The 16,007-nt window shown below is 70.8% G+C and carries 16 protein-coding genes and 1 pseudogene; 14 read left to right on the forward strand and 3 right to left on the reverse strand.

The window, feature by feature from the left end:
• Window positions 1-7: 7 nt before the first annotated feature.
• A pseudogene (locus ACQB60_RS33275) lies at window positions 8-415 on the forward strand (MerR family transcriptional regulator); the annotation flags it as partial.
• Window positions 416-635: 220 nt separating this feature from the next.
• Here the strand turns inward: ACQB60_RS33275 and ku are convergent.
• Window positions 636-1,757, reverse strand: coding sequence for a non-homologous end joining protein Ku (gene ku / locus ACQB60_RS33280; protein WP_496929826.1), 1,122 nt, complete (start codon window positions 1,755-1,757; stop codon window positions 636-638).
• A gap of 91 nt (window positions 1,758-1,848) precedes the next feature.
• Here ku and ligD point away from each other — a divergent pair, with 91 nt between their 5' ends.
• The 3 genes from ligD to ACQB60_RS33295 all read left to right on the forward strand — a co-directional run bounded on the left by ligD (window position 1,849) and on the right by ACQB60_RS33295 (window position 4,216).
• A complete protein-coding gene (gene ligD, locus ACQB60_RS33285; RefSeq protein WP_496929827.1) occupies window positions 1,849-2,739 on the forward strand; it encodes a non-homologous end-joining DNA ligase in 891 nt (296 codons plus the stop codon).
• The gene (locus ACQB60_RS33290) at window positions 2,736-3,605 is read left to right on the forward strand and encodes an ATP-dependent DNA ligase (protein ID WP_496929828.1); all 870 of its coding nucleotides are present in this window, start codon (window positions 2,736-2,738) and stop codon (window positions 3,603-3,605) included. The genes ligD and ACQB60_RS33290 overlap by 4 nt, the downstream gene beginning before the upstream one ends.
• Window positions 3,606-3,787: 182 nt before the next feature.
• The gene (locus tag ACQB60_RS33295; protein ID WP_496929829.1) at window positions 3,788-4,216 is read left to right on the forward strand and encodes a nuclear transport factor 2 family protein; all 429 of its coding nucleotides are present in this window, start codon (window positions 3,788-3,790) and stop codon (window positions 4,214-4,216) included.
• Between the two features lie 29 nt (window positions 4,217-4,245).
• On the opposite strand, the gene ACQB60_RS33300 is transcribed toward ACQB60_RS33295, so the two are convergent.
• Window positions 4,246-5,049 (reverse strand): nuclease-related domain-containing protein, encoded by an 804-nt coding sequence (locus tag ACQB60_RS33300; protein ID WP_496929830.1) that lies wholly within the window; start codon window positions 5,047-5,049, stop codon window positions 4,246-4,248.
• 288 nt (window positions 5,050-5,337) lie between these two features.
• On the opposite strand from ACQB60_RS33300, the gene ACQB60_RS33305 reads away from it, so the two are divergent.
• The 7 genes from ACQB60_RS33305 (at window position 5,338) to ACQB60_RS33335 (ending at window position 12,516) form a co-directional block, all read left to right on the forward strand.
• Window positions 5,338-6,036, forward strand: a complete 699-nt coding sequence (locus ACQB60_RS33305) for a hypothetical protein (RefSeq protein ID WP_496929831.1) — start codon at window positions 5,338-5,340, stop codon at window positions 6,034-6,036.
• A 99-nt stretch (window positions 6,037-6,135) separates the two neighbouring features.
• Window positions 6,136-6,786 carry a class F sortase gene (locus tag ACQB60_RS33310; RefSeq protein WP_496929849.1) on the forward strand — a complete coding sequence of 217 codons (651 nt, stop codon included), beginning with the start codon at window positions 6,136-6,138 and terminating at the stop codon, window positions 6,784-6,786.
• Window positions 6,787-6,835: 49 nt separating this feature from the next.
• On the forward strand, window positions 6,836-7,615 hold the full coding sequence (locus ACQB60_RS33315; RefSeq protein ID WP_496929832.1) for a hypothetical protein: 780 nt from the start codon (window positions 6,836-6,838) through the stop codon (window positions 7,613-7,615).
• A complete protein-coding gene (locus ACQB60_RS33320; RefSeq protein ID WP_496929833.1) occupies window positions 7,612-9,009 on the forward strand; it encodes an ATP-binding protein in 1,398 nt (465 codons plus the stop codon). Before ACQB60_RS33315 ends, ACQB60_RS33320 begins: the two co-directional genes overlap by 4 nt.
• A 208-nt stretch (window positions 9,010-9,217) precedes the next feature.
• A complete protein-coding gene (locus ACQB60_RS33325; protein ID WP_496929834.1) occupies window positions 9,218-9,601 on the forward strand; it encodes an SH3 domain-containing protein in 384 nt (127 codons plus the stop codon).
• 75 nt (window positions 9,602-9,676) lie between these two features.
• Window positions 9,677-11,062, forward strand: coding sequence for an FtsW/RodA/SpoVE family cell cycle protein (locus ACQB60_RS33330; protein ID WP_496929835.1), 1,386 nt, complete (start codon window positions 9,677-9,679; stop codon window positions 11,060-11,062).
• A complete protein-coding gene (locus ACQB60_RS33335; protein ID WP_496929836.1) occupies window positions 11,059-12,516 on the forward strand; it encodes a penicillin-binding transpeptidase domain-containing protein in 1,458 nt (485 codons plus the stop codon). Before ACQB60_RS33330 ends, ACQB60_RS33335 begins: the two co-directional genes overlap by 4 nt.
• A 132-nt stretch (window positions 12,517-12,648) precedes the next feature.
• On the opposite strand, the gene ACQB60_RS33340 is transcribed toward ACQB60_RS33335, so the two are convergent.
• A complete protein-coding gene (locus tag ACQB60_RS33340) occupies window positions 12,649-13,755 on the reverse strand; it encodes a ferritin-like domain-containing protein (protein ID WP_496929837.1) in 1,107 nt (368 codons plus the stop codon).
• A gap of 199 nt (window positions 13,756-13,954) precedes the next feature.
• Between ACQB60_RS33340 and ACQB60_RS33345 the strand changes: the two genes are divergently transcribed.
• The 3 genes from ACQB60_RS33345 to ACQB60_RS33355 form a co-directional block, all read left to right on the forward strand.
• Window positions 13,955-14,890 (forward strand): AurF N-oxygenase family protein, encoded by a 936-nt coding sequence (locus ACQB60_RS33345; RefSeq protein WP_496929838.1) that lies wholly within the window; start codon window positions 13,955-13,957, stop codon window positions 14,888-14,890.
• Between the two features lie 175 nt (window positions 14,891-15,065).
• On the forward strand, window positions 15,066-15,791 hold the full coding sequence (locus ACQB60_RS33350) for a TetR/AcrR family transcriptional regulator (RefSeq protein ID WP_384849008.1): 726 nt from the start codon (window positions 15,066-15,068) through the stop codon (window positions 15,789-15,791).
• A 33-nt stretch (window positions 15,792-15,824) separates the two neighbouring features.
• On the forward strand, window positions 15,825-16,007 hold a 183-nt coding region (locus tag ACQB60_RS33355; RefSeq protein WP_496929839.1), incomplete at its 3' end, for a DUF8847 domain-containing protein.

A 16,007-nucleotide genomic window follows, 5' to 3' on the forward strand; every position in this document is an offset into this window, starting at 1 on the left:
TGGGGGCATGGTTGACGGCGGGGACAGCAGGGGCGGGCTGAGCATCGGGCAGGTTTCCGAGCGCACCGGGTTGAGCGTGCACACGCTGCGGCTGTACGAGCGCGAAGGGCTCCTCGTCGAGCCGGTGCGGCGGGATTCCGGTGGCCGTCGTCTCTACAGCGAGCTGGACGTGGAGTGGCTCGGCAACTGCATGAAGTTCCGGGCCTCCGGGATGCCGCTCGCCACCATCCGCCACTTCGCCGAACTCGCCCGCCGCGGACCGGGGAACGAGGCGGAGCGGCTCGCCCTGCTGCGGCAGCACGAGGCGGAGGTCCGGCGCCGGATCGCGGAACTCGACTCCTGCCTTGGCCTGATCCGGCGGAAGGTCGGCGTCTACGAGGAACTCGTGGCGAACGGCGTGGCCGAGGATCCTTGGAGCTCCCGTCCCGAGAGTTCCCGTCCCGAGAGCTCCGGTCCCGAGAGCTCCGGTCCCGAGAGCTCCGGTCCTGAGAGCTCCCCTTCCGCGGGCACTCATTCCCCGAGCGGCCATGACGAGAGCGTCCACTCCGCGTCGGGGGCGTAGCGCTCGGGCCGCAAGAAGGGCCGGGGAAGGGCCAGGGAAAGGGCCGGGGAAAGGGCCGGGAGCGCCGTAGGGCTCAGGCCGACGCGCGTTTCTTCGGTGTCGTCTTCTTCGCCGTCGTCTTGGACTGCGCCGTCTTCTTCGCCGTCGTCGACTTCCGCCCGCTCGTCGATGACGACGCCGTGCCCGTCTTCTTCGCCGGTGTCGATGCCGACGTCGATGCCGATGTCGATGTCGATGTCGACTTCGCCTTCTTGGCCGGGGGCTTCTTCGCCGACTTGGCCGTCTTCGCCGTCGACTTCTTGCCGCCCACCTGCTTGGGCTCCGCGCGGGCCGACTTGCGGGCGGGGAGGGGGGTGACCCGGGCGACCTTGCCGTCGTCCTTGTCATCGGCCTTGCCGTCGTCCGGTTCCTCGCCGCGGGCCGTGCGGGCCGCGCGGACGCTGTTCTCCAGGGCGGCCATCAGGTCGATGACCTTGCCGCCGCCCGCCTCGGCCGCGGGAGCCGGGGCCTCGGGGGTGCCGCCCTCGACCTTCGCGGCGATGAGGTCCTCGACGGCCGCGCGGTAGTCGTCGTGCAGCGTCGAGATGTCGACCTCGCCCAGGGTGTCCATCAGGGCGTCCGCCAGGTCGAGTTCGGCGTCCCGCACGGTCACGTGGCTGTCGGGGGCCACGCCCTCGGGGACGCGGATCTCGTCGGGCCACAGGAGGCCGTGCATCGCGATGACGTCGTCCACGACGCGGAGCATGCCGAGGCGCTCGCGGCCGCGCAGGGCGAACTTCGCGATGGCCACCTTCTGGCTGCGCTTGAGGGCCTCGCGGAGGAGCGTGTAGGGCTTGGCCGCCGGGACGCCGTTGGCCGCCAGGTAGTACGCCGCGTCCATCTGGAGCGGGTCGATGCGGTCCGCGGGGACGAAGGCCACGATCTCGATCGTCTTGGCCGTGGGGATCGGGAGGGACGACAGGTCCTCGTCCGTGATCGGGATGATCGAGCCGTCCGCGTCCTCGTATCCCTTGCCGATCTCGGCCTGGGTGACCTCGCGGTCCTCCAGCTCGCAGACCTTGCGGTAGCGGATGCGGCCGCCGTCCTCCGTGTGGATCTGGCGGAAGGAGATCGAGTGGTTCTCGGTCGCGTTCACGAGCTTGATCGGGATGCTGACCAGACCGAAGGAGATCGCACCGTTCCATATGGATCGCACGTCCGGCACCTCACACCAGTAGGGAGGGGGGTGGAGGGAAGGCACCCCCGCCGTAGGGGCGGTTTATCCGTGTTTGTGTGAGTCTCATCGTATGACGCCGATCACAGAGGTGGAGGGCCGACGCCTTGCGCTCAGCAATCTCGACAAGGTCCTCTATCCCGCGAGCGGCTTCACCAAGGGCGAGATGCTGCACTACTACGCGACGGCCGCGGGGTCGCTGCTCGCCCACCTCTACAACCGGCCCGTCTCCTTCCTGCGCTTCCCCGACGGGCCCGACGGCCAGCGCTTCTTCGCCAAGAACGTGCCGCCCGGGACCCCCGCCTGGGTGCGCACCGCCGACGTCCCGCGCTCGGACGGCACCGCCCGGCAGATCCTCGTCCAGGACATGGCCACGCTGATGTGGGCGGCCAATCTGGTGACGGAGTTCCATACGCCGCAGTGGCAGGCCGACGCCCCGGGGCTGGCCGACCGGCTCGTGCTCGACCTCGACCCGGGCGCTCCGGCCACCGTCGTGGAGTGCTGTGCGGCCGCGCTCTGGCTGCGCGACCGGCTCGCCGCCGACGGGCTGCACGTCTGCGCCAAGACCTCCGGGAGCAAGGGGCTGCACCTGCTCGCGCCGCTGGAGCCTACGCCGTCCGAACGGGTCACGGCGTATGCGAAGGAGCTCGCCGTCGAGGCGGAGCAGGCGCTGCCGGAGCTCGTCGTGCACCGCATGACGCGGAGCCTGCGCCCCGGCAAGGTCTTCGTCGACTTCAGCCAGAACGCGGCCTCGAAGACCACCGCCGCCCCGTACACGCTGCGGGCCCGGCCGGAGCCGACCGTCTCCACGCCGGTGACGTGGGAGGAGGTCGAGCACTGCCGGGAGACGGCGGACCCGTCGCTGCTCGTCTTCCGGGCGCCGGACATCGCGCCGCGGCTGCGGCTGTACGGCGATCTGCTCGGCCCGCTCATCAACCTCAACCGCGCCCGGCCGCTGCCATGACCGCACTCCCCTTTCCCACCCCGGTCTCGGTCGAGCTCGCCAAGGCGGTCAACTCGCTTCCGGAGGGCGGGGGTTGGGCGTACGAGCCGAAGTTCGACGGGCATCGGCTCGTCGTCCTCGTACGAGGCGGGAGTGAGGGTGGGGGTGGGGGTGGTGTCGGGCTGCAGGCGCGGTCCGGGCGGACCGTCACCGCCGCCTTCCCCGATCTCGCCGCGGCCGCGGCGGGGCTACCGCCGGGCACGGTCCTGGACGGGGAGGTCGTCGTGTGGCGCGACGGACGCATCGACTTCGGTGCCGTGCAGCAGCGGGCGAACGGCACACGCGCGCGTGCCGCCGCGCTCGCGCGCTCGCTCCCCGCCTCGTACGCCGCCTTCGACCTGCTCGCGGAGGGCGGTGCGGACTGCCGGGGGCTGCCTTACGAGGAGCGGCGCGCGCGTCTCGTACGGCTGCTCGGGCCGCTCGGGCCGCCGCTGCAGGCGGTACCGATGACGACGGACCGGGAGCAGGCCCTGATCTGGTACGAGACGCTGCCCGCGACCGGGGTGGAGGGGCTGGTGGCGAAGCGGCTCGACTCGGTCTACCGGGGTGGGGCGCGGGCCTGGCTGAAACTGCGGCACAGCGATACGCGGGACGCGGTGGTCGTGGGCTTCACGGGGAGCAGGGGGCGGCCGCGGGCGCTGGTGGTGGTGTTGCCGGGGGACGGGAGTCCGGTGGTGTCGTCGCCGCTGGCGCCGGGGGTGCGGGTGGGGCGCCGTCGTCGTGGTGGGCCGAGGTGGTGGGTCGCAGCCCGGCGACGTCGGGGGCCGCCCCGTGCCCACCCGTGCCGCCCCCTGGGCGGCCCAGCTGCCCACGGGACGGCGGACTGACTGCCGGGCTGACGGGCTGACGGGCTGACGGCGCTAGCTAGGCAGGTGGCCACGGGACGGCGGGGTCACGGGGTCACGGGGTCACGCTCGTAATCAAGTTTGACTAATGGTGGGTTCGAGTATACGGTCTTCGGCAGCTGGTCAAACTTGACTTGCTGGAGGGCGAAGTGACAGGAGACCGCGTGACCTTTCTTCCCGAGACCGGATACGTCCCGACCGATGAGGACCGGGCCAGCCTCGATGCCTGGTTCGCTGCTTATGACGTGCAGAGCGGCAAGCGCGATGTGGAGGGCATGGCCGACCTGGCCGTGTTCCCGCTCAACCTGGTCAGCGACGACTCCGCGGGGAACGGGCGGACGGCGCAGTGGGACCGGGAGCAGTTCGTCGCGACCATGACGCAGGTGATGGGGGAAGGGAGCGAGGACATCGTCTTCGAGTCCCGGCGGACGCCCGTCTTCCTCTCCTCCGCGCTTGCCGTCGTGTTCACCGACTCGACCATGACCGCGGGCGGTGAGAGCCAGCAGCTGCGGTACGCCGACATCCTGGTCAAGCGGGACGGGCAGTGGGCGTTCCAGACCATGATTCAGGGCGGGTGGGGCGACAACCTGTGAGCCCGTGCGGTGCCGAGCGCAGGCAGCGGTCAGACCCGTAGCCAGGTGTGGCGGTCGCGGGCCAGTGCGTGCAGGGCCTCCACGTCCGCCGCCTTCAGCACGGCGCCCGCGCGGGCCAGCGCCGCCACGTCCGTGTCGTACACGATCCGCACGTCGCGCGGCGGTGCCGCGACATCGAGGTCCGCTCCCCCGGCCACGGCCAGGACGGGGCGGACCTCGGCCGTGAGGGCGAAGGAGGCGCGGCTCGCGTCCGCGCGGAGCGTGCGCAGGACGGGCCGCGGCTCCGTGCGGCCGACCGTGACCATCGGGTCGGCGATGCGCACGCGCTGCTTGCGGGCGTAGAGCGTCGTGACGCAGAAGAGGCCGCCGGGGCCGATCAGCAGGTGGTGGATGCGGGAGCCGCCGGGCAGCGGGATGGAGTGCAGGGTGTGCCAGCCCGCGCCGTCGAGCCGGTCGAGCGCGTCCCCCACGGCCTGTTCGGCGGTGAGGGCGCGGTGGCGCGCGTCGGAGCGCAGCCTGCGGGCCGGGACCGGGTCGCGGTCGAGGGAGATCTGGAGGGCCTCGCCGGGGCGGTTCGGGGCCAGGTCGTCGTCCGGGTGGAGGGTGAGGCGGGCCAGCTCGGCCGGGGTCGGCACGGGCGGCGGGCCGACCGTGACGCTGCCGGTCAGGAAGGGTGCCAGGACCTGCATGACATCCGCCTTGCGGTCCTCGCTGAGGAGGTTGACCCGGGCCGCGTCCCGGTCGTACCAGGCGACATTCCTGCCGTTCGCAAGGCAGACGTACAGGCGTTCCTGACCGTGCCTCCAGGCCGGCATGACACGCAGTCCGGTCACGCTCACCACCCCCTCGACCATGGGAGCAGCAGGGACGGCCCGGGGGCAAGAACCTCGCAGCCGCCAACGGAAGTTGGGGCGGTTTTGGGCCGTGTGCGGGCTGAGGCGTGGGAACTCCGTAACGGCACCGTCTGCACAGTTATGGCGCGCTGTTACAAAGCCGAAGAATCGCCGCAATAACGGACATCTAAGTTCGTTGTTGTCCAGCCGATGAGGCCGGAAACGATCAGCCGACCGACCCGCAGCAGGCCGACCGCAGGCCAGCCGACAGAGCGTAAGGAACGTCCCGTGAGCACCAAGCGCCGCCACTCCCTCGTCCGCACCGCCGCCCTCACCACTGTCGTCAGCGGGGCCCTGCTGATACCGGCCACCGCCGCCTTCGCCGACTCCCCCTCGACGGAGCCCACCACCCAGACCCAGACGCCGCAGCCCGACAAGGACAAGGGCGGCGACAAGGGCACGGACCACGACAAGGGCACCGACAAGAAGACGGACGACACGTCCGGCAAGAAGCAGGACAAGGGCGAGAAGGACAAGGACAAGGGCGGGAACAAGTGGGGGCCGGTCTACGAGGTCACCCTGGGCAACGGCGCCAAGGCGAAGATCCAGAATCGCGGCGGCGCGTACGTCGCGACGATCATCGTCGGCGGCAAGAACATCGCCACCCTCTCCTCCACCCACCCGACGATCACGTACAACGGCGTGAAGTACGAGGTCTACCCCTCCAACGGCCACGTCGGCATCACGTACCTGAACGGCAAGAAGGACCAGGGCGGCAAGGGCGACAAGAAGGACCAGCACAAGGTCACGCCGCAGGACCGCAAGGGCGAGAAGACCGTCACCCCGAAGGGCGGCGTCAAGGCCGGCGCCGAGGGCGTGAGCGAGAGCGGGGACCCGGCCTTCCTGGTGGCGGGCGGCGGCATGGCGGCCGCCGGTGCCGCGGGCCTCGGCTTCGCGATGCTGCGCCGCGGCCGGAGCGAGAGCTGATCCACCCCGTCCCCACCCGGATGGCCCGCTCCTGGCGGGCCATCCTTCCCCGTGCCTAACCTCCCCTCAGGAGTTCTCGTGAGCACCCCCACCGACACCCTGCCGCCCGAGTCCCCCGCCGACGGGACCCCCTCGCCCGCCCGGCGGCGCGGCACCCGGCTCGCGGTCGCCGCGGCCCTCACCACGGCGCTCGGCCTCGGCCTGATCGCCTGCGGCGAGAGCGGCAACAGCGGGCACGCGCCCGACGTGAAGGTCGACAACGCCTCGGCCGCGCACGCCAAGTCGGGCGCCACCCCGATGAAGAAGTCCAAGCCCACCGGCCTGCGCATCCCGTCCGCGGGCGTGGACGCGTCGTCGATGCTGGACCTCAGCGTGGGCGACGACGGCGAGCTCGCGGTCCCGCCGGTCAGCAAGGCGGACGAGCCGGGCTGGTGGACCGGGGGCGTCACTCCGGGCGAGAAGGGCGCGTCCGTGCTCGTCGCGCACTACGACACCGCGAACGGCCCCGCGCTGATGAAGAACGTCGCGAAGGTGAAGGTCGGTGACACCATCGAGGTGCCGCGGGCCGACGGTTCCACGGCGAAGTTCAAGGTGCGCGAGATTCAGCAGGTGGACAAAAAGAATTTCCCCACCAATAAGGTGTACGGGGCGACCGACCGTCCGGAGCTGCGCCTGCTGACCTGCGGCGGGCCCATCGTGGGCGGTCACCGCGCCGACAACATCATTCTCTACGCCGACCTCGTGCAGTAGACCGCCACCACCGGCGGCGGCTGCGCGGCCCGCAGGAGTCAGGAGTGCCGTGAAGCGCCGCAGCCACCTCGTGGTCGCCGCCGTCCTCGCCGTGTCCGTCGCGGCGCTGGCCGGCGGCTGCGGCGATCCCGGCGGGGTGCGCGGCGCGGGGCCGACGCCGACCGCGGACGGGCCGACCCGCCTCTGGCCGAATCTGCCCCCGGCGTCCTCCCCCGCCGAGGACTACGGCGCCATAGAGAGCGTGACCGTCGACGACGTCGCCGTGCCCGGCGGGGACCTGCGCAAGGTCGACCCCGTCAAGGTCGTGCGCGCCGACTTCGCCGCCCACCCGGGGACGTACAGCCGCGGCGACACCGCGTACGAGAAGACCCTCCAGCAGTTGGAGAAGTGCGGGGAGAACGCGGGCGGCGGGGACGGCGGAGGGAGTGGCGGCTCCTGTCCGCTCCAGAAGGCGTACTACCGGGATCTGACCGGGGACGGCAAGGACGACCTGATCGTCGGCGTGCACATGGCCAACGACGAGCTGGACATCCGCGTCTACGCCATGGAGCAGGGGAAGCTGACGCAGATCATGGAGATGGGGGACGCCGTCATCGGGGTGGAGCTGGCGGGGCGGCAGCTGATCGTCCGGGCCGTCTCCAGCCTGCCCGGATACGAGTACCGGACCTCCTGGTCCTGGGACGCGCACCAGAAGACGATGCTGCCGGCGAACGACGAGATCGTGCGCTCCAAGAGTGCGCCGCCGTCCGGGGCCGCGGTGCCGAAGCCGTCACCGGAATCACCTTCCCTCTCCGAGTCGCCCTCGCCCTCCGCGGGGGGCGGGCGGTGACCGGGCACCGGCTGCCGCGCGGGCCGCGGTGGCCCGCGTGGGCCTCGACCCTGACGTGGAAGGCCGCGGTCTTCATCACCGTCATGTGCTGCGCGCTCGCCGCGCTGCTCGGCATCCTCGTCCATGTCTCGGTGACCAACCAGACCGTGAACCAGGCCCGTGAGCGCGCGCTGACCCGGCTCGAGGACGCCACCACGCACTACCAGGCGGGCGACCGCCTCGGGCCCGGGGCGGGCGTCGATCCGCCGGGCCTCCCCGAACAGCTGCGCAAGCTCGCGGTGAGCGGGCAGCGCGCCACGATGGTCGGCGACCACGACTCCCAGCCGACGATGTGGGCGGCCGGGCCCGCGGACGGGGGCCGGGCGATCGCCGTCGAGGTCGACTACGGGCAGGGGGCCCGCACCATCGACGGGCTCGACCGGGCGATCGTCGGTTCCTCGGCGCTCGCGATCGGGGCGACGCTGCTCGTGGGCGCCTTCGCCGTGACCCGGGTGACGCGGCGGCTGCACCAGACCGCGCAGGTCGCGCGGAAGATCAGCAAGGGGGACCTGGACGCCCGCGTGAACGACCTGCGGACCCATGACCCCGCACGCCACCAGGACGAGGTGGCCGCCGTCGCCGGGGCCCTCGACACCATGGCCTCCACGCTGCAGGGCAAGCTCCTGAGCGAGCAGCGGTTCACCGCGGACGTGGCGCACGAGCTGCGGACGCCGCTGACCGGGCTGCACGCGGCGGCCGAGCTGCTGCCACCGGGGCGGCCGACGGAGCTGGTGCGGGACCGGGTCGCGGCGCTGCGCACCCTCACCGAGGACCTGCTGGAGATCTCGCGGCTCGACTCGCGCAGTGAGCGCCTCGACCTGGACACCGACCGGCTCGCTCCACTGGCGGAGCGGGTGGTGCGGGCTTCCGGGACGGAGACGGAGATCCAGGTGGTGCGGGACCTGCGGGTCGAGACGGACCGGCGGCGCCTTGAGCGGGTGCTGGGGAATCTCGTCGCCAACGCGCACAAGCACGGGGCGGGGCCCGTGGTGCTCACCGTGGACGGGCCCGTGATCACTGTGCGGGATCACGGGGAGGGGTATCCGGACTATCTGGTGGAGCACGGGCCGCAGCGGTTCCGTACCGAGGGGGGCACGAAGGGGCATGGGCTGGGGCTGACGATCGCGCTGGGGCAGGCGCGGGTGCTGGGGGCTCGGCTGGGGTTCGCCAATGCGGTGGACGGGGGTGCCGTGGCCACATTGACCCTGCCGGGAGTCGACGGGGGCGCGGGCGAGGGTGCCCCAACTGGCGTATCCGGGCGGTCGGATGTGCGGGATCGGCCGGATGTGCGTGATCGGCCGGATGTGCGTGATCGGTCCGATGTGCCGGATCGGTCGGATGTGGCCGAGCCGTAGGTTTCTTCGCCCCCCCCTCCACCCCTGCCCGTCCCCGTTCCCGGGGCTCCGCCCCGGACCCCGTTCGGCCTGAACGGCCTTGTCCTCAAGCGCCGGACAGGCTCGGGTGCGCTGGAAGTGCGGGGGCCCAAGGGCGCTTTTAGTGTGAATTGCGGCCTGTGTGGGCCATGGGCCGCCTCGGTCCTGTCCTTCCCTCAGAGGAGGCCCCATGTCACAGCGGTCGACCCGTACGCTCACCCGGTTCGGCATAGCCGTCGCCGGTGGTGCTCTCACCGCACTCACCGCCGTCGGTCCCGCCGTCGCCGCCGACAGCGCCGGCAGCGCCGGCAGCGCCGGCAGCGCCAACAACCCGCCGCCCGTCTACAAGGGGCGCGTCACCGCCAAGTCCGGGCTGCTGCTCCGCGACGCACCCACCCGGGGCAGCCACGTCATCCGCAGTGAGCCCTACGGCAAGGTCGTCACCATCTTCTGCAAGACCACCGGTGACACCGTGAACCGCAACAACCTCTGGTACCAGCTCACCGACGGCACCTGGGCATGGGGCGCCGCGTACTACATCGACAACATCGGGCAGGTGCCCCGCTGGTGCTGAGCGCCCCCTAGGTCGATTTGGCCGACATCGTGCGCAATCAGTCGATTGGGGCACCTTGCTTGCTACGTTCCCGGCATGACCGGAACAACCGCGGACAAGGCACCCCACGGTGTCCCCGATGTCCCCGCCGTCCCCCCGGTCCGACTCCCCCGGCGGCGTGGCACCGAGCTCACCCTGATCGTCGTCGCCGTCCTGCTCTCCGTGTACGGCTACTGCGATGTCGGCCTCGCGCACAACGGCTCCGTCCCGCCCGGCGCCGCAGGTTACGGCGCCGGGCTCGGCGTGCTCGCGCTCCTCGCGCACCTCGCGGTCCGCCTCCGCGCCCCGTACGCGGATCCGCTGCTCCTTCCCATCGCCGTACTGCTCAACGGGCTCGGGCTCGTGCTCATCTACCGGCTCGACCTGGAGACACCGGGTGACGAGGCCGCGCTCACGCAGCTCGTCTGGTCGACCGTCGGGGTCGCCCTCTTCATCGGGGTCGTGGTGCTGCTGCGCGATCACCGGGTGCTGCAGCGGTACGCGTACGTGTCCGTGGTCGCCGCGCTCGTGCTGATGATCGTGCCCATCTTCTTCCCCGCCGTGAACGGGGCCCGCATCTGGATCCGGATCGGGGGCTTCTCCATCCAGCCGGGCGAGTTCGCGAAGATCCTGCTCGCCGTCTTCTTCGCCAGCTACCTCGCCGCCAACCGCAACGCCCTCGCATACACCGGCCGCACCCTGTGGAAGCGCCTCAAGTGGCTGCAGCTGCCCACCGGCCGGGTGCTCGGGCCGGTCGTCGCCATCTGGCTGATCAGTGTCGGGGTGCTCGTCCTTGAGCGGGACCTCGGGACGTCCCTGCTGTTCTTCGGGCTGTTCGTGGTGCTGCTGTACGTGGCCACCGGGCGCATCGGGTGGATCGCCGTGGGGCTGCTGCTCGCGGGGGTCGGGGCGTTCGTGGTCGGCTCGCTGGAGCCGCACGTGCACCAGCGCGTCGAGGACTGGCTGCACCCTTTCGCCTCCATCGACGCGGGGCAGGGGCCCAATCAACTCGCCCAGTCCCTCTTCGCGTTCGCGGCCGGGGGCATGCTCGGCACCGGGCTCGGGCTCGGCCATTCGATCCTCATCGGGTTCGCCGCGAAGTCCGACTTCATCCTGGCGACGGCGGGCGAGGAGCTCGGGCTCACCGGGCTGTGCGCGATCTTCCTGCTGTACGCGCTGCTCGTGGAGCGCGGCTACCGGGCCGGGCTCTCGCTGCGGGACCCCTTCGGGCGGCTCCTCGCGATCGGGCTCGCCTCGATCGTGGCGCTCCAGGTCTTCGTCATCGCGGGCGGCGTCATGGGGCTCATTCCGCTGACGGGTATGGCCATGCCCTTCCTCGCGCAAGGAGGTTCGTCCGTCGTCACGAACTGGATCATCGTCGCGCTGCTCATCCGGGTCAGCGACTCCGCACGCTCCCAGCCCCTGGCGGAGGGGGTCGCATGACGAGGTACATCCGGCACGCCGCCGCCTTCTGCGCGCTGCTGCTCGTCGCGCTCCTCGTCAACGCCACGCGCGTGCAGGTCGTGCAGTCCGGGTCGCTCGACGACAACCCCGCCAACCGGCGCAAGGCCATCGTCCGCTTCGACCAGCCGCGCGGCGACATCATGGTGGACGGGCGCGCGGTCACCGGGTCCAAGGACACCGGCGAGCAGCTCCGCTATGAACGGACGTACACGAACGGGCCGTTGTACGCCCCCGTCACCGGCTTCGCCTCCCAGGTCTACGGCACCACCTTCCTGGAGCACGCCGAGGACGACATCCTCTCCGGCACCGACCCGATGCTCGCCCCGCTCCCCCTGTGGAACGACATCACCAGGAGCCAGAACCCCGGCGGCAAGGTCGTCACCACCCTCAAGCCGGGCGCCCAGCAGGCCGCCTACTCCGGTCTCGGCGGCAAGAAGGGCGCCGTCGCGGCGATCGAGCCCGCCACCGGGAAGATCCTCGCCCTCGTCTCCACCCCCTCGTACGACCCGGGACGGCTCTCCGGCACCAGCTCGTCCGTCGCCAAGAGCTGGTCCTCGCTCAACTCCGACCCGGACAAGCCGATGCTGAACCGGGCGCTGCGGCAGACGTATCCGCCGGGCTCCACGTTCAAGGTGGTGACGGCGGCGGCGGCGCTCGACGCGGGGACGGTCACCGACCTGGACGCGCCGACCGAGTCCCCCGACCCGTACACGCTGCCCGGCACCAGCACGCAGCTCAGCAACGAGGTGGAGGGCTGCACCGACGCGCCGCTGCGGTACGCCTTCGAGTGGTCCTGCAACACCGTCTTCGCGAAGCTGGGGGCCGATACGGGGCTCGCGCCCATGGTCTCCACCGCGCAGAACTTCGGCTTCAACGAGGGGGATCTGAAGGTGCCTTCGAGCGTGGCGAAGTCGAACTTCGACACCTCCATGGACAAGGCCCAGCTGGCTCTTTCCTCGATCGGACAGTACGACACCCGGGCCACGCCCCTGCAGATGGCGATGGTCTCGGCCGCCGTGGCGAGCGGGGGGTCCGTCAAGTCGCCGTATCTGGTGGACAAGACGACCACCGAGGACGGGGACACGGTGAACTCCGGCGGCACGAAGACGCTGCACCAGGCGATGAATCCCGGGACCGCGATGCAGCTGCGGGAGCTGATGACCGACGTCGTGGAGGAGGGGACCGGGAAGAACGCGGCGATTCCCGGGGTGACGGTGGGGGGCAAGACGGGGACGGCGCAGCACGGGGTCGACAACTCCGGGACGCCGTACGCGTGGTTCATCTCGTGGGCGCAGGGGCCCGATGACGGGGAACCGGCCGTGGCGGTGGCCGTGGTGGTGGAGGACGCGTCCGCCGACCGGGGGGACATCAGTGGGGGCGGGAGTGCGGCGCCCATCGCTCGGGCCGTGATGGAGTCGGTGCTGGGCTCCTAGCGTTTGTTCTTCTTCCCCGATCCCGCCCCTTCCCGAATACGGCGACTCCGTCGCCCCTGGGGCACCCCTTGGGGGCTTCGCCCCTTGCCCCCATATCGGCCTGAACGGCCTCGTCCTCAAACGCCGGACGGGCTATTCCCCCTCCCCTGCCTTGATGGCCTCGCGCACCTCGTCCACCCGCTCCTGCTCCTCCGCCGCGAACCTCTCCGCGTCCAGCTTCTCCGCGATCTCCTCGTCCTGCTCCATGAGCTGGTCGAGGTTGGCGTTGCCCAGGTCGAAGACGCCCATGTCCACGTATGCCTCCTGGAGGCGTTTGCCCCACAGGCCGATGTCCTTGACGCAGGGGACGATGCGGGAGAAGAGCAACTGGCGGAAGAGGGCCAGGTATTCGGACTGTTCGCTGTACTCGTCCGCCTCCGCCTTGGAGATGCCGAGGTTCTCGAGGACCTCGACGCCGCGCAGGCGGTCGCGCATCAGGTAGCAGCCCTCGATGACGAACTCCTCGCGCTCGCGGAGTTCGGCGTCGGTGAGCTGCTTGTAGTAGTCGCGCAGCGCCATGCGGCCGAAGGCGACGTGGCGGGCCTCGTCCTGCATCACGTACGCGAGGATCTGCTTGGGCAGGGGCTGGTCCGTCGTGTCGCGGATCATGCCGAAGGCGGCCAGGGCGAGCCCCTCGATGAGGACCTGCATGCCCAGGTACGGCATGTCCCAGCGGGAGTCGCGCAGGGTGTCGCCGAGCAGCGACTGGAGGTTGTCGTTGATCGGGTAGAGCCGGCCGACCTTCTCGTGCAGGAAGCGGCCGAAGATCTCGGCGTGCCGGGCCTCGTCCATGGTCTGGGTCGCGGAGTAGAACTTCGCGTCCAGGTTGGGGACGGACTCCACGATGCGGGCCGCGCAGACCATCGCGCCCTGCTCGCCGTGGAGGAACTGGCTGAACTGCCAGGAGGCGTAGTGGTTGCGCAGCTCTCCCTTGTCCTTGTCGGTCATCTTCGCCCAGTGGCGGGTGCCATAGAGCGTCAGGGCCTCGTCGGGGGTGCCGAGGGGGTCCTGCGGGTCGACCTCCAGGTCCCAGTCGATGCGCTTGGCGCCGTCCCACTGCTTGTCCTTGCCCTTCTGGTAGAGGGCGAGGAGGCGGTCGCTCCCGTCGTCGTACTCCCAGCTGAAGCGGGCTGAACCGGCCGCGGGCACCGACCAGTTGGGCTCACTCGGCGGCTTCGTGTAGAGCTCATGCGTCGACATACTCCGCAGGCTCACACGCTCCTAGACGTGGGGTCAACAAGTTGTACAGGGGCGTGCGCGAGGGATTGACGACGTTGCTGACAGGTAGTCTCATAAACAGTGACCGGCGGTAACTCGCCACCTGTGCAGGCGAGTTCGAGTACACCCAGTTATCCAGATATCCAGTCACCCAGTACGTCACGAGAGTTCAGGGGCAGTCATGACGACCATGACGGACGACGACCTGACCGCGCTGCGGGACGCGCTCGGGTTCCTCAAGGACCGTGAGCAGGTGGCCGAGCGCCTCCTCGAGTCCTCCGCCAAGCACTCCTTCGACCCCGACCAGGAGCTCGACTGGGAGGCGCCGGTCGAGGACGGCAAGTGGTTCTGGCCGCCGGAGCTGGTGTCGCTGTACGACACCCCGCTGTGGCGGCGGATGTCCGAGGAACAGCGGATGGACCTGGCCCGGCACGAGGCGGCGTCCCTTGCCTCGCTCGGCATCTGGTTCGAGATCATCCTGATGCAGCTGCTCGTCCGGCACATCTACGACAAGCCGTTGACCAGCAAGCACGTGCGGTACGCGCTGACGGAGATCGCCGACGAGTGCCGGCACTCCATGATGTTCGCGCGCATGATCCAGAAGGGCGGCGCCCCCACGTACCCCGTCACCTGGATCAACCACAACCTCGCCCGCGTGCTGAAGACGGTCTCGACGACGCCCGGCTCCTTCGCCTGCACGCTGCTCGGCGAGGAGATCCTGGACTGGATGCAGCGGCTGACCTTCCCGGACGAGCGCGTCCAGCCCCTCGTACGGGGCGTCACGCGCATCCACGTGGTCGAGGAGGCCCGCCATGTCCGGTACGCACGCGAGGAGTTGCGGCGCCAGATGGTGTCGGCGCCCGCCTGGGAGCGCGAGCTGACGCGGCTCAGCTGCGGGGAGGCGGCGCGCGTCTTCTCCCTCGCCTTCGTGAACCCCAAGGTCTACTCGGACGTCGGGCTCGACCGGCGCCAGGCGGTGGCGCAGGTGAAGGCGAGCGGGCATCGGCGGGAGGTCATGCAGACCGGGGCGAAGCGGCTGACGGACTTTCTCGACGACATCGGGGGGATGCGGGGGGTCGGGCGGAGGCTTTGGAGGTCTTCGGGGTTGTTGGCTTAGGGGTTCGTTTCCCTTTTGGGTCGGCGGCTTCGGGTTGGCGACTTCGAGCTGGCGGCTTCGGGTTGGCGACTTCGAGCTGGCGGCTTCGGGCTGGCGGCTTCGGGTTGCCGGCTTCGGGTTGCCGGTAGGGCATCTCACCCCTCAGGTGTGCGAAAACACGGTTACGCTGCGGAGCATGACCTCGCCCGCTCCCACCCGCGCCTACCGGCGCCTCAGCGTCGAGGAGCGGCGGCGGCAGATCATCACCGCCGCGCTCACCCTCTTCGCGCACCGCGCCCCCGAAGAGGTCTCCCTCGACGACGTGGCGGAGGCGGCCGGGGTGTCGCGGCCGCTGGTGTACCGCTACTTCACGGGCGGCAAGCAGCAGTTGTACGAGGCCGCGCTGACCTCCGCCGCCGACGCGCTCACCGACTGCTTCGACGAGCCGCCGGAGGGGCCGCTCTCGCTGCGGCTCGCGCGGGCGCTCGACCGGTACCTGGCCTTCGTCGACGAGCACGACGCGGGGTTCAGCGCGCTGCTGCAGGGCGGCAGCGTGGTGGAGACCTCGCGGACGACGGCGATCGTGGACGGGGTGCGGCGGGCCGCGGCCGAGCACATCCTGTCCCACCTGGACGTGGCGGATCCGGGGCCCCGGCTGCGGATGACCGTCCGGATGTGGATCACGTCCGTGGAGGCGGCCTCGCTGATCTGGCTCGACGCGGAGAAGGAACCGCCGGTGGAGGAGTTGCGGGACTGGCTCGTGGAGCAGTTCATGGCGGTGCTCACGGTGACGGCCGGGCGGGATGCGCAGACCGCGGACGTCGTGCGGTCCGCGCTCGGCATGGAGACGTCGGAGGGGCCGGTCGCCGCGCTGGCGCGGCGCGTGCTGCCTGTGGTGAGTGACGCGGCGCATCTGCTGTGAGGCGTGGTGGGGGTCAGCTGTGACACTGGTCCGGTGAAGAGCGAAGACACCCCGTTCGTGGGCGGGCCCCTGGACGGCCGCGTCCTTCCTGTTCTGCTGGGCCCGACGGGTCACCCGCCGAAGGTCTACCGCGTCCCGGTGCCGGACGACGCGGGCGGGCCCCCGACCGTCCTCGTGTACCGCCGGGTCCAGGCGGCGAGGAGTGGGCGGTTGGGG

It is taken from the genome of Streptomyces odontotermitis (assembly GCF_050510915.1).
Taxonomy (GTDB): Bacteria; Actinomycetota; Actinomycetes; order Streptomycetales; family Streptomycetaceae; genus Streptomyces.